Source organism: Rhodococcus sp. C3V (assembly GCF_029269915.1).
GTDB classification, from domain to species: domain Bacteria; phylum Actinomycetota; class Actinomycetes; order Mycobacteriales; family Mycobacteriaceae; genus Rhodococcus_F; species Rhodococcus_F qingshengii.
This window is the reverse complement of record NZ_JARJBE010000017.1, coordinates 1-13,074: the sequence shown is the minus strand read 5'-3', so window position 1 is coordinate 13,074 and position 13,074 is coordinate 1. Positions and strand designations below refer to the sequence as shown.

The window sequence follows — 13,074 nt, the reverse complement described above, 5'->3', positions numbered from 1 at the left end:
TGTGACAGGCAGGATTGCGGTGGGCCGATACCGTGAACTCTCTACGGACGGCGATGCAAGCGGGAGGCGAGGCGATGCGCGACATTTCCACTCAGCTGGCGCAGTGGCACGCCCGCGGCGAGGATTTTGCACTGGCGACGGTTGTCCGTACCTGGCGATCCTCACCGCGCATGCCCGGTGCTTCGATGGCCGTCTCACGCTCCGGCGAGGTGGTCGGCAGCGTCTCGGGCGGGTGTATCGAGAGTGCACTGTACGAGATCGCCCAGGAGGTTCTCGCCGACGGCACCAGTCGCGTCGAGGTCTTCAGCGTCTCCGACGACGACGCCATCGGAGTAGGGCTGACCTGCGGCGGAACCATCGAAGTGTTCGTCCAGGCCGTCGGAGCCGATTTCGCCGAGTTCGGTCAGGTTTGTGAACGGATCGAGGCCGATACGCCCGTCGTCGTGGTCACCGAAGTGCGTCCGGGAGCACCGGCACGGCACCTCGTCGTCGAGCACGGCCGACGCAGCGGAGATCTGGATGCCACGGAGGACGAGGTGTCCATCCTGCTGCGCACGATGGACACCGGTGAGTCCGTCGCTTTTGTCGCGCCGGCGGGAACTCTCATCGATTCGCAGCACGACCTGCTGGTCGAGATCTTCGCGCCACTACCGCGGATGTACGTGTTCGGGGCCATCGACTTCGCGGCCTCGATGTGTACGTTGGGCGCCTTTGCGGGTTATCGCGTGACCGTCGTGGACGCACGGCCGGTCTTCGCGACACGGGCGCGCTTCCCCGACGCCCACGATCTGGTCGTCATGTGGCCACACAAGTTCCTCGAAACCGCACCGATCGACAACAAAACCGTCCTGGCCGTGCTCACGCACGACGAGAAGTTCGACATCCCCCTGCTCGAGATCGCGCTGCGTTCGCCGGCTGCGTACGTCGGCGCGATGGGAAGTCGTGCGACGCATGAGCGTCGGGTGGCGCTGTTGAAGGAGCGTGGCGTCACCGACGTCGAGTTGGGGCGTCTGCACTCACCGATCGGGTTGGATCTCGGCGCGAGGACACCGGAGGAGACTGCAGTGTCGATCCTCGCCGAGATGACCAAGACCCTTCGCAATGCCTCCGGTTTGGAACTGCGGGATCTGCAGGGGCCGATCCACCCGCCACCTCAGGAGAATCCGACCGCCCTGCATCGAACGGCCTGAGTCGACTGCGCTGAATTCGGACATCTTGTGTTCGGTGGGGATAGGATCGTTTCTTTCGTGAACCATCTTCCGTGATCCGAATGAAATCGAGGTGCCTGCCAAGTGGCAAACCCGGCCGTACCGGCATCCGAGGTGAATGCTGTTCTCTCCGAAGTTCTTCGAACCCAGCTCCTTCCTGGTGTTCGAAAGGTCGCCGGCGGCTGCGAAGACCCGACGGTAGCCCGGGTGGGATTCATGGCGGTTCCGGACATCGGACCGTGGCTGCGGCACGGACAGTTGCTGATCACCACGCCGGAAACCCTCGCCAGGGTCACCGAAACCTTCAAAGCATTTGTCGGACGGTTGTCGACGCGAGGTGTTGCGGCACTTGCCGTCCAATTCGGCGCAGACGGGGACACTCTCGCGCCGGAGCTGGTCGACGCGGCCGAAAGCGCCGGCTTCCCGCTCCTGGTTTTTCACGGTGCGTGTGATCACCCTGCGGCGAGAGACCGTGAGCAGACGGAGTCGGCCCAGATCGACGCCATGTTCGGGGCCGAGCGCTTGCGACGGCTGCTGGTCGACGTCGTGATGGGCGGCGGCGGCCTCCCGCAATTGACCGAAGTCATCGCTCGGGAGATGAAGGGCGCCGCCCTGATCACCACCTCGGACGGACGCGAGATCTGCCGCGCCGGGGACGCCGCGGAGCGCAAGCATCTGTCTGCCTGTCCCGCCGTCGATTCCACCGGTCGTCTGCGGACCGACACCGTCGAGGGCGGATTGGGTCTGCACGAGTTCGACGGTCAATTCATCGCGGTGTCCGCGATTTCCGCCAATCACATCGACCACGGGCGTCTCGCGTTGTTCACCGGTGAGCGCGTCATGACGAGTTACGACCAGTACCTGGTCGAGCGGGCCGCGTCGGTGTGCGCGTTGGTCATCACCCGTGAGCAGGCCGTTGCGTCGGTGGAAGAACGCCATCGCGCCAACTTCGTTCACGACCTGCTCCTCGGCCGTGCCGGGGACCACGATCACGTTGTCTCCCACGCCAAGACGTTCGGTTGGGACTTCGATCGCCCGCTGGTGATCGTCTCGATCGAGCCGGACCCGGTCGACGAACCGGCCTCGGCGGCGCCCGCTCGGCTGCCTGTTGTCGATCGCCAGGCGATGGCGTTCTCCGGGGCGATCGCCCACCGCGATCCCGGTGCGGCGGTGACCGCGCTGACGGGCGAGACGGTGATCGTCATGGGCGTCGGCACCGACACGATGGCATTGGTGCGGGACCTCGTCACGGTCGTTCGCGGTGAAGGTGGCGGCGGGAGAAGGCCGTTCAGTGTCGGGGTGTCCCGGCCGACAGCGGCGATCGACGCAGTCCCCGCGCTCTACAGTCAGGCGCGCACCGCACTGACCGTCGGGCGACGGATCTCCGGTCCGTGGACGGTGACTCAGTTCGACGATCTCGGTGTGTACAGACTGCTCAGTCTGGTCGAGGACGAAAACGAACTGGAGACGTTCGCGCGGGAGACACTGCGGGAACTGACGGAGGAAACTGCCGAAGCGCAGGACATGCGCAAGACATTGGAAGTCTTGCTCGCGACCAACATCAACATCGCCGAGACAGCGCGCAAGCTCCACTTCCATTACAACACACTGCGTTACAGGGTCGTTAAGCTGGAGAAAATGCTGGGACCCTTCACGGCGCAACCCGAGCTACGGCTGGATCTGTCTCTAGCACTGAAGATAACCGCGATGCGCGGCATCAATCACTAATATTGCCAATCCGAGTCCGTGGGTTCTGGCAGATTGTCATCACGTCGATACCCCTGCGCTGTAATAGCGTTTCACTCCAGTCACGGTGTTTTGTGAGCTGGAGCACACTCAGCGTTCGGACACCTTCCTCTGCACGAAAGGTCCCATCATGCCGATTTGGACGTTGCACGGAGATGGAAAGAACATCAAACCGGGTGAAGTGGTCGCTCCCGGCGAGCGGCTCAGCTGGGGAAGAACCATCGGGCTGGGTAGCCAGCACGTGGTGTCGATGTTCGGCGCGACGTTCGTGTTCCCGATCATCATGGGCCTCAATCCTCAACTTGCCGTGATGATGTCGGGTTTCTGTACGCTCTTCTTCCTGTTGGTGGTCAAGGGACGCATTCCCAGCTACCTCGGTACGTCGGCGGCTTTTGTCGGTGGTATCGCCGCCATTCGCGCCCAGGGCGGAACGTCCGCAGAGGTGACCGGCGCGATCCTGGTGTCCGGACTGGTCCTGGCGGCCATCGGTATCGCGATCCACTTCCTCGGCGGCCGGGTCGTGTTCAAGGTTCTTCCGCCAGTGGTGACCGGCGCGGTGGTGATGTTGATCGGATTCAACCTGGCACCCGTCGTCGCGGGGCTGTACTGGCCGCAGGACCAGTGGGTGGCTCTGATCGTCATGGTGGCCCTGATCGTCATGAGTATCGCGCTACGCGGCTTCATGGCGCGCATCGCCATCTTCCTGGCGCTGATCTTCGGTTACGTCCTCTCCTGGATCCTCGACCGGGTCTCGGGGACGATCACCTCCTACGACGCAGGCACCGGTCAGATCACCGAGCACTTCCGCGTCAACTGGGATTCGGTGCAGTCGGCGTCGTGGTTCGGCCTTCCCCCGTTCTCGGACGAGGCCAACGGAATCGTCGGCATCCACGCTCCGTCGTTCAGCCTCACGTTCATCATCCTGGTCCTTCCGGGTGTCATCGCGTTGATCGCGGAGAACGCGGGCCACGTCAAGGCCGTGGCCGAGATGACCGGGGACGACCTCGACCCGTACATGGGACGTGCGCTCGCCGGTGACGGTTTCGCCACCGCTATCGCCAGCAGCGTCGGCGGTTCGCCCACCACGACGTACGCCGAGAACATCGGTGTCATGGCAGCGACCCGTGTGTACTCCACCGCCGCCTACGCGGTTGCCGGCATCGTCGCCATGATGCTCGGCTTCTCCCCCAAGTTCGGTGCCGTCATCTCGGCGACGCCCGGCGGTGTTCTCGGCGGAATCACCGTGGTGCTCTACGGCATGATCGGTCTGCTCGGCGCGAAGATCTGGAAGGAGAACGGCGTCGACTTCGGCAATCCGCTCAACCTCATGCCGATCGCGGCCGGCCTCATCATCGGTATCGGCGACACGGCTCTGAAGTTCAGTGACACGTTCTCGCTCAGCGGGATCGCGCTCGGCACCATCGTCGTGATCGGGATGTACCACCTGTGCCAGTTCATCGGTTCGAAGAACCCGGAACTGAATGCGAAGAATCCGGAACCGAACAAGCCGGATTCGAAGACTCCCGGCGGCGATCGGGAGGAACCCGCCAAGCAACTCACGTGACGCTTGGCTGAGTGTGCTCGATCGACGAAGGCCGGACATCCTCCGCGGAGGATGTCCGGCCTTTCCGGTGTTCTGGGTACTGATCGATCAGACGGAGGTACTGGCTTCGACCAGGCCGATACGGTCGATGCGTTCGGTGCGGGTGTTGAGCCGTTCAGTCGCATCGGTAGCACTGAGCACGCTCAGCTCGTAGTGCAGTACCGCTCCGACGCGAGTGCAGAAGGCGGCGGATTCGTCCGCGGCATCGGGAAATTCGGGGATGACCCGATCGACGATGCCGCCCGCGAGCAGATCGAAGGACCTGATCCCTTGACTGGCTGCCATGTCCGGCGCGTGCGTGACGTCGTGGAACATGATCGCGCTCGCACCTTCGGGAGGTAAGGGCGAGAGCCAACCGTGGCGGGCCGCCAGCACTCGATCGGCCGGAATCAGTGCCAGGGCGCCGCCGCCCGTGCCCTGCCCGAGCAGGAGGGAAATGGTGGGGACCTCGAGTGAAATCATGTCGGCTATGCACCGAGCGATCTCGCCCGCCAGTCCGCCTTCTTCGGCCTCCTTCGACAGTGCCGCGCCCGCTGTGTCGATGATCGTCACCAGCGGCAGGTCGAGTTCTGCGGCCAACCGCATACCTCGCCGAGCCTCCCGCAGAGCGCCGGGGCCGAGTGGGGAGTGAGCAGTCTGTCCGCGCCGGTCCTGTCCGAGAAGGACGCAGGGCATGTCGCCGAAGCGAACGAGCGCGAGCATGATGCCGGGATCGTTCTCGCCTTGGCCGGTTCCGTTGAGCGGGAGCATGTCCGAGGCGGAATTGAGCAACACTTCCCGTATCCCCGGTCGGTCTTCGCGCCGGGATGCGACGACGGATTCCCACGCCGACGTATCGGGTGGGCAATCGTACGAGCACGGGTCACTGGGCAATAAGTACCCACGATGCGCCCCGGTGATGATGCGCAATGCGCGTTCGACGATTTCGGCGAGCTGGTCTGGCGGCCTCACTGCATCGATGAGTCCGTGCTCGTGAAGGTTCTCCGCTGTCTGGACACCGGCGGGGAAAGGTGAGTTGTACAAGGCCTCGAACACTCGGGGGCCGAGGAATCCGACGAGGGCCCCCGGTTCCGCGATCGTCACGTGACCGAGTGATCCCCAGGACGCGAATACGCCTCCGGTGGTGGGGTTTCGGAGATAGACGATGTAGGGCAGGTGCGCTTCTTTGTGCTTGATGAGCGCCGCGGTGATCTTGACCATCTGCAAAAACGCCGTCGTCCCCTCCTGCATACGCGTTCCCCCGGACGTGGGAAGCGCAAGAAGGGGCAGCTGCTCCTGCGTGGCTCGACGGATGGCGACGACGAGGCGTTCTCCCGCCGCCACGCCGATCGATCCGCCGAGAAAGCCGAACTCGCAGACGATGATTGCCACACGGCGGCCTCGGACGGAGGCGCTTCCGGTCAGGACGGACTCGTCGAGTCCGGTCTTCTCCTGGGCCCGCAGAAGTGCTTCGGCGTAGTCGGAGTCGGTCGCGAGGGGAATCGGAGGGGTATCCCACGATTCCCAGGTGCCGGCATCGATCACCAGGTCGAGCAAGTCGCGAGCCGTCAGGCGGTTCATCGGGTGAATCCTTGTAGCCATGACATGATTTCGTCAGTGTCTTCACCGAGAACCGGAGGTGCAGTGTGGCGGGTCTCCGTCACTTCGGTTCCGTCCGGATCGAAAAATCGTAGCGGTGGACCGGGCAGTGTGATGTTTCCGAGCGTGCTGTGGTCGACGTCGACGAGCAATCCCTGTGATCGGGTCTGCTCCCATTCGTACACTTCGGAGATCGTCCGAACCCGTCCTGCTGGTACTCCGATGCGGTCGAGTTCGGTCAGAAGCTCGTCACGCGAGTACGGCTTGAAGGTACGTTCGATCAATTCGACGACCTGGAAATGATTTTCGACGCGTTCGGCGTTTGTTGCCATACCCGGGGCGTCAGGGTCGAGGTCGAATCCTTCGCAGAATCTTCTCCACAGGCTTTCGCTGCCGACCGAGATCTGTACTGCGCCATCGCCGGTACGAAAGAGTCCGTACGGTGCGATGGAGGGATGGTGGTTGCCCTGCGCTGTGCCTACCTCACCGGCGACGGTCCACTTCGTTCCTTGAAACGCGTGAACACCGACCACGCTGGCCAAGAGCGACGTTCGGACAACGCGGCCTTTCCCCGTCTGTTCGCGTTCCTTCAAAGCCGCGACGACACCGAACGCCCCGTACATTCCGGCGAGAAGGTCGGCGATCGGAACTCCGACTCGTTGAACGTCGTCCGGACTCGAGCCGGTCAGCGACATGAGTCCGGCTTCCCCCTGGGCGATCTGGTCGTAGCCGGCGCGACCGCCTTCCGGGCCGTCGTGGCCGAAACCGCTGATGGACAGAACGATCAGTCGAGGATTGAGTTCGGCCAGCCGCTCGGTCGAGAATCCGAGTCGATCGAGAACTCCGGTGCGAAAGTTCTCCATGAGAACATCGGCGCGGCAGACGAGATCTTCGAGGGTCGCTCGCCCACTGTCGGATTTCAGATCGAGCGTGATCGACTTCTTGTTCCGGTTCGTGGACAGAAAATACGTCGATTCCCGTTGCGTGTTCGGTGGTTCCAACGTGGGCTCCACAAAAGGCGGCCCCCACCCACGGGTGTCGTCGCCGCCGTGAGGTGATTCGACCTTGATCACGTCGGCACCCAGATCGCCGAGCATCATTGCCGCGTGAGGACCCGCGAGTGCGCGCGTGAGGTCGACGACTATCACGTCGTGTAACGGACCACTACGAGCACTTGTGTTGTGAGGCTTCGAAGTCGAGTTCATGTCGCACCGCCGTGTTCTGGTGTAATTGGCTGAGCCAGTTGGTGGTTGAGGCCTCCGTAGTTCGGTCGACTCCGGTCCGCTGGACCGAGAAACCGGCCAGGGCCACTGAAGGAGGTATGTGCGGCCCGTCTTTCGAACCGTAAGCGGGCACCGGTGAACGGCACATGGGTAACCTTGCCGACGACGGGTGTCAGTGGTGGGTAAGAAGTGACGAACGCTCACCGGGCGGCGCGATTGCGGTTGTATCGAACCGTTATCGGGACGTTCTGTCAGCTCATATCGTGCGAAGTCATGACATTTCGTGCATCTTCATGACCTGCAGGGCGAGTGAGACGTTCAATCGAAGGACGGGGTCGTCGGTGAACGATCCGACGACGCTCTCCAGCTTTCCGATTCTGTAACGCAAAGTGTTGTAGTGCATGTGCAGCGCCCGGGAGGCCTCGGCGACATTGCAATTGCAGTCGAGCAGGGTCTGGAGTGTCAGACGCAGGTCAGCGGCTTCGGCGTTGTCCGCCGACAAGGACTTCAGAACGTCATCGGTGAACGAACGCAGTTCGCTCTTGTCCGTCTGGAGCGAGAGGAGTCGGTGTACACCGAGTTCGTCGAAGTGTGCGATCTGCCCCGGCCCGTTGATACGTCGGCCGACGACCACGGCTGTACAGGCTTGGTCGTAGGCCGCGGGTAGATCGGCCAGGGAGTAGATCACCCGGCTCACTCCCGTGCTGAAGGATCGGCGGCCGCTGGTGCGATCGCCGGCAACCTTGCGCACCAACCCTTCGATGTCCCGAACCGCACGGTCGGTGCTGGTCGGGAAAAGCGTGACCACCTCGTGTCGAAACCCGACGGACGGCGCCGTCCGCTCGTGTGTTCGTACCACTTGTTGCCAGCCGTCGCTGAGTCGATCTTGGTCCGTGCGAGTGGAATTCGCGTGCTGGGATTCCGGGTGATCGACGTCGAGTTCTGCAACCACAACGGCAAGTGGACGAGTGACATCCCACCCCAACTGGGTGAAGTGCGCGCTCACTTCCGCTGGCGAGCCGGCTTCGCCTATCAGTGCGTCGCGGAGGAAGTCGCCGCGGAACTTGGATTCCACTGCCGCAACTGCCAGCTGTTTGGTGACGGCCAGCGCGGCAACGGTGGCCGCTCGCTCCAGCGCTTGAACGACAACTGCGCCGAGTTCGTGGGTGCCGGCGTACGCCACCATTCGGCCGTGGTCGGTGCCGCCGGCCACCACCCGGGTGAGCGCCAACTGGCCGGGAAATCCTTTGGGCGCGTTCTGTAAACCGACAGCGACCCGTTCGGTCAGGAACCGACCGGTGCTTTCGAACAACGGAAGCGCGTTCAGCGCGGCTGAATCTCCGGCCTCCGTCAACACTCTTCCGTCCGGCGAGCAGATGAGAACGCTGACGTCGAAAAGCGCGGCGAATTCTGCGGCAATCTGAGGTAGATCGCCACCTTCCAAGACGATCGACGTCAACGAGCGGTGAAGTCGATCGGCAATGTCGAGTGCCGCGGACTGCTTCGCCACCAACTTGGTGAAGACCTCCGAGATCACCTCGTCGAATCCCGCGGTGACGGGAAGAACCAACAGCGGAAGCCCTCGCTGCTCTGCCATGTGCAGCATCGCCTCGGGCAGCTCGTCGAGATAACGGCCCGTTTTCACGGCAAGTGCCGCGACTCCTCGACGTGCAAGACCGTCGACGAGGTCACTGAGATCTGTGTCGTCGAGAAGCTCGCCGGTTCGCCCGTAGCGCAGCGGGAACCCGGTTGTCACCAACAACTCGTTCGGCTTCACCCAAGCGAGGATGTCCGGTACTTCCATCACGTTCACCGATTGAACGAGGTGGCGCAAGCCCCCGTGCCCGGCAAGGACTTCGGCTCCACGCAGACTGGGCAGCTCGAGGACATCCCGAACTGTGAGTCTGTAGTCGCCACCTTCTGGCAAATGTTGAAGCTCTTCGCTCGAATATTTGGCAGATCTATCCATGTCGCGAGACTACGCTCGATCTCACAGTGAACATTGTCAACAGTTGACGAAAATAGCCTCTCGGAATGAGCGGTTCTCCGTATGTCTGCCAACTACCGCGGCCCGAATTGGCGATCGCCCGCGTCTCCGAGTCCAGGTATCAGGAAAGCATTTTCGTTCAGGCCGTCGTCGATGCTCGCTGTGAGGAGCCGGACCGGATGTCCGGAGTTCTTCAGTGCTTCGATCCCTTCCGGAGCCACGACGACACATATTGCAGTCACATCGGTGGCTCCGCGTGCAATGAGCAGATCGATTGTGCGGACGATGGATCCACCGGTCGCCAACATCGGATCGAGGACGTAGACGGGGGTGCTCGACAGATCAGCAGGCAGGGACTCCAGATACGGAACCGGCTGGTGTGTCTTCTCGTCTCGTGCCATTCCCACGAAACCGACGCCTGCCTGCGGAATGAGGGCACTCGCCTGTTCGACCATGCCGAGGCCCGCTCGCAAGACCGGGACCCGGAGTGGTGGATTCGCCAGCCGCACCCCCAGCGTCGGAGCAACTGGCGTCTCGATGTCGAACTGTTCCAGTTCTGCGCCGCGCATGGCCTCGTAGACCAACATATGGGTCAGTCTGCGCAAGGCGGACCGGAACGTTGCGTTGTCGCTGCGAGCGTCGCGCATGGTCGTGAGCAGCGATGCCGCCAGCGGATGGTCGACAACAGTGGTGTCCATGGTCGAATCGTAAGTGAGAACCGATGGGGCGGCGCACAACCGGTGATTCGGAGTCGAAATAACCAATCGCGGTTTTCGTTTGGGCAAGTATTGACGATGCCGATGGGTTCGAGTCGTCATAGCGTGGTCGACACGGCAGTTCCGAACCGCTCGGCTGGACTGGGCGCCCGGAGCTGTCAAGGCCCAATTTTGCCTCCACGATTCCCTATACAAGGAGATGCCAATGCCCGAAGCAATCGAGGTCCGTAAGGTTCCGCTACACAGCGTCTCCGACGCCAGTGAGCTCGCCAAGCTGATCGACGACGGTGTCCTCGAGGCCGACCGCGTCATTGCAGTCATCGGCAAAACCGAGGGTAACGGCGGCGTCAACGACTACACGCGCATCATCGCGGACCGAGCGTTCCGAGAGGTTCTCTCCGCCAAGGGTAATCGCAGCCCCGAAGAAGTGGCGGAGGTGCCGATCGTCTGGTCCGGCGGCACGGACGGCGTGATCAGCCCGCACGCGACGATCTTCGCGACCGTGCCGGCAGACAAGGTCACCAAGACCGACGAGCCGCGCCTGACCGTGGGTGTCGCCATGAGTGAGCAACTGCTGCCCGAGGACATCGGCCGTACGGCCATGATCACCAAAGTTGCTGCGGCAGTGAAAGACGCGATGGCCAATGCCGGCATCACCGATCCCGCCGACGTGCACTACGTACAGACCAAGACTCCGTTGCTGACAATTCACACCATCCGTGACGCCAAGAGCCGCGGCAAGACTGTGTGGACCGAACAGACTCATGAGTCGATGGACCTGTCCAACGGCGGAACGGCTCTGGGGATCGCGGTTGCGCTCGGCGAAATCGACATGCCGACCGACGAGGATGTCATGCACAGCCGCGAACTCTTCTCCTCTGTCGCATCCTGCTCGTCCGGCGTCGAGTTGGACCGCGCGCAGATCGTCGTCGTCGGTAACGCACGTGGCGTCGGCGGACGCTACCGGATCGGCCACAGCGTGATGAAGGATCCGCTCGACCAGGACGGCATCTGGGCGGCGATCCGTGACGCCGGACTCGAACTTCCGGAGCGGCCGCACTCGAGCGACCTGGACGGTCAACTCGTCAACGTGTTCTTGAAGTGCGAGGCCAGTCAGGACGGAACGGTCCGTGGCCGTCGTAATGCGATGCTCGACGACTCCGACGTGCACTGGCACCGCCAGATCAAGTCGTGTGTCGGCGGAGTCACGGCAGCTGTCACCGGCGATCCGGCAGTGTTCGTCTCGGTATCGGCAGCGCACCAGGGTCCCGAGGGCGGCGGCCCAGTCGCTGCCATCGTCGATCTCGGTCAGTAGTAGGCAAGAACCTCGCTGGAAACCTCGACAGTCGCGCCGCCACCGGCAATTCGTCCTCGAATCAGTTGCCGGTGGCGGCGAGTCCGCCGCGGCGTACCCCACTTCACTGCTTGAAAGGATTCACGATGGTTCATGCTGCTGACCCTGTCGACGAGAGCGTTTCCGGTGCGCCCGAGAATCGCGAACTCGTCATGGCCGATGCGGTCACGCTCAGTGGTCTGATACGCAGGCGTGAAGTGTCGTGTGTCGAGGTGATGGACAGCTTCCTCGATCAGATCGAATTACATAACCCGGCGGTGAACGCGATTGTCGCATTGCGGGATCGGGAAGCGTTGACGGCGGAGGCGCGCGAGCGTGATTCGCAGTTGGCGAGTGGGGAGTATCTCGGTTGGATGCACGGGTTTCCGCATGCGGTGAAGGATCTTTCGGCGGCCAAGGGTCTGCCGTTCACGTCCGGGTCGCCGATGTTCGCGGACCGAATCGCCGAAGATGACGAACTGTTCGTCAAGCGGATCAGGTCTGCCGGTGCCATCGTGATCGGCAAGACGAACACACCGGAGTTCGGGCTCGGATCCCAGACGTACAACCCGGTGTGGGGTACGACGGTGTCGCCGTACGACAATTCGCGCACTGCCGGCGGTAGCAGCGGAGGCGCCGCTGCGTCGTTGGCGCTCCGCATGCTGCCGGTGGCTGACGGAAGCGATTACATGGGTTCGCTCCGAAACCCGTCGGCATTCAACAACGTTGTTGGGTTTCGACCATCCTGGGGTCGGATACCGGAGACGGGATTCATCGCTCAGGGCGCTGTTGTGGGCCCGATGGGCCGAACCGTCACCGACGTGGCTCACCTGCTTTCCACGATGGCGGGGCCGGATGCTTATGCACCGTTGGGGATTCGTGAGAATCCCGCGGTATTCACCGAAAGCCTCGCACGTGATCTGAAGGGCTCTCGGATCGCATGGGTCGGTGACTGGAACGGTTACCTGGCAACCGAACCTGGAGTTCTCGAGTTGTGCGAATCCTCGTTCGAGGTCTTCGAACAGTTGGGGTGCCGCGTCGAGGCGGCGCTTCCCGACTTCAAACCCGAGGACATCTGGCAACTGTTCTTGCGGTGGCGTTGGTGGGCACAGCTCGGCTTGATCGATCAGTACAACGATCCGAGCTTGCGCGAGTTGATGAAGCCCGAACTGTTGTGGGAACTCGAGCACGCGGTCACACTGTCGGCTCTCGACGTGACCAAGGCCGCGGAGGCCCGCAACGGCTGGCTGTCGGCCATTACCAAGATGTTCGAAACCTACGATTACATTCTTGCGCCCAGTGCCCAGGTGTTTCCTTTCGACAAGAACACTCACTGGCCCGAGACCGTCGACGGCCGGTCGATGGACACGTATCACCGGTGGATGGAGACGGTTGTTCCCTGGACGATGGCCGGGGTTCCGGTTGCGGGGATGCCGGTCGGCTTCGATGATCGCTCGCTTCCCATGGGTATCCAGATCATCGGTCGGCACGGCGCCGACTTGGACGTACTCCAACTCGCCTACGCATTCGAGCAGGCAACCCAGTGGGTCGAGCGGGTTCTTCCGCCCGCACTCCGCGTGAACTGACCGATCTATTTCGAACGTATCCAGTTGGGAGAGAACGACGATGGCTTCGGCATTGTGGCACGGGTTCGCGGACATGGGCGCTGTGGAGAAGAAC

General features: G+C 62.7%; 10 protein-coding genes. 5 read left to right on the top strand and 5 right to left on the bottom strand.

The features are described 5' to 3' along the window. The first annotated feature begins 74 nt into the window (after positions 1-74). The 3 genes from P3G66_RS28745 to P3G66_RS28735 all read left to right on the top strand — a co-directional run bounded on the left by P3G66_RS28745 (position 75) and on the right by P3G66_RS28735 (position 4,518). The gene (locus tag P3G66_RS28745; RefSeq protein ID WP_042926172.1) at positions 75-1,190 is read left to right on the top strand and encodes an XdhC family protein; all 1,116 of its coding nucleotides are present in this window, start codon (positions 75-77) and stop codon (positions 1,188-1,190) included. A gap of 102 nt (positions 1,191-1,292) precedes the next feature. Next, the gene (locus tag P3G66_RS28740; RefSeq protein ID WP_054831697.1) at positions 1,293-2,936 is read left to right on the top strand and encodes a PucR family transcriptional regulator; all 1,644 of its coding nucleotides are present in this window, start codon (positions 1,293-1,295) and stop codon (positions 2,934-2,936) included. 148 nt (positions 2,937-3,084) lie between these two features. Further along, positions 3,085-4,518, top strand: coding sequence for a solute carrier family 23 protein (locus P3G66_RS28735; RefSeq protein WP_003946008.1), 1,434 nt, complete (start codon positions 3,085-3,087; stop codon positions 4,516-4,518). 87 nt (positions 4,519-4,605) lie between these two features. Here P3G66_RS28735 and P3G66_RS28730 read toward each other — a convergent pair whose 3' ends face one another. The 4 genes from P3G66_RS28730 to upp form a co-directional block, all read right to left on the bottom strand. Further along, the gene (locus P3G66_RS28730; RefSeq protein ID WP_276117456.1) at positions 4,606-6,117 is read right to left on the bottom strand and encodes a carboxyl transferase domain-containing protein; all 1,512 of its coding nucleotides are present in this window, start codon (positions 6,115-6,117) and stop codon (positions 4,606-4,608) included. Further along, complete coding sequence (locus P3G66_RS28725) at positions 6,114-7,340, bottom strand: CoA transferase (RefSeq protein ID WP_007735210.1); 1,227 nt, start codon at positions 7,338-7,340, stop codon at positions 6,114-6,116. Before P3G66_RS28725 ends, P3G66_RS28730 begins: the two co-directional genes overlap by 4 nt. A gap of 289 nt (positions 7,341-7,629) precedes the next feature. Then, positions 7,630-9,327, bottom strand: coding sequence for a PucR family transcriptional regulator (locus P3G66_RS28720; protein ID WP_003946020.1), 1,698 nt, complete (start codon positions 9,325-9,327; stop codon positions 7,630-7,632). A gap of 92 nt (positions 9,328-9,419) precedes the next feature. Next, the gene (gene upp / locus P3G66_RS28715) at positions 9,420-10,043 is read right to left on the bottom strand and encodes a uracil phosphoribosyltransferase (protein WP_276117455.1); all 624 of its coding nucleotides are present in this window, start codon (positions 10,041-10,043) and stop codon (positions 9,420-9,422) included. Between the two features lie 223 nt (positions 10,044-10,266). Between upp and P3G66_RS28710 the strand changes: the two genes are divergently transcribed. Then, positions 10,267-11,376 carry a ring-opening amidohydrolase gene (locus P3G66_RS28710; RefSeq protein WP_007735206.1) on the top strand — a complete coding sequence of 370 codons (1,110 nt, stop codon included), beginning with the start codon at positions 10,267-10,269 and terminating at the stop codon, positions 11,374-11,376. Here P3G66_RS28710 and P3G66_RS28705 read toward each other — a convergent pair. Next, positions 11,370-11,510: a hypothetical protein gene (locus P3G66_RS28705; protein WP_155277953.1), complete on the bottom strand. Its 141-nt coding sequence runs from the start codon at positions 11,508-11,510 to the stop codon at positions 11,370-11,372. The genes P3G66_RS28710 and P3G66_RS28705 overlap by 7 nt on opposite strands. On the opposite strand from P3G66_RS28705, the gene P3G66_RS28700 reads away from it, so the two are divergent. Then, a complete protein-coding gene (locus tag P3G66_RS28700) occupies positions 11,502-12,980 on the top strand; it encodes an amidase (RefSeq protein ID WP_047270153.1) in 1,479 nt (492 codons plus the stop codon). The genes P3G66_RS28705 and P3G66_RS28700 overlap by 9 nt on opposite strands. The last annotated feature ends 94 nt before the right edge of the window (positions 12,981-13,074 follow it).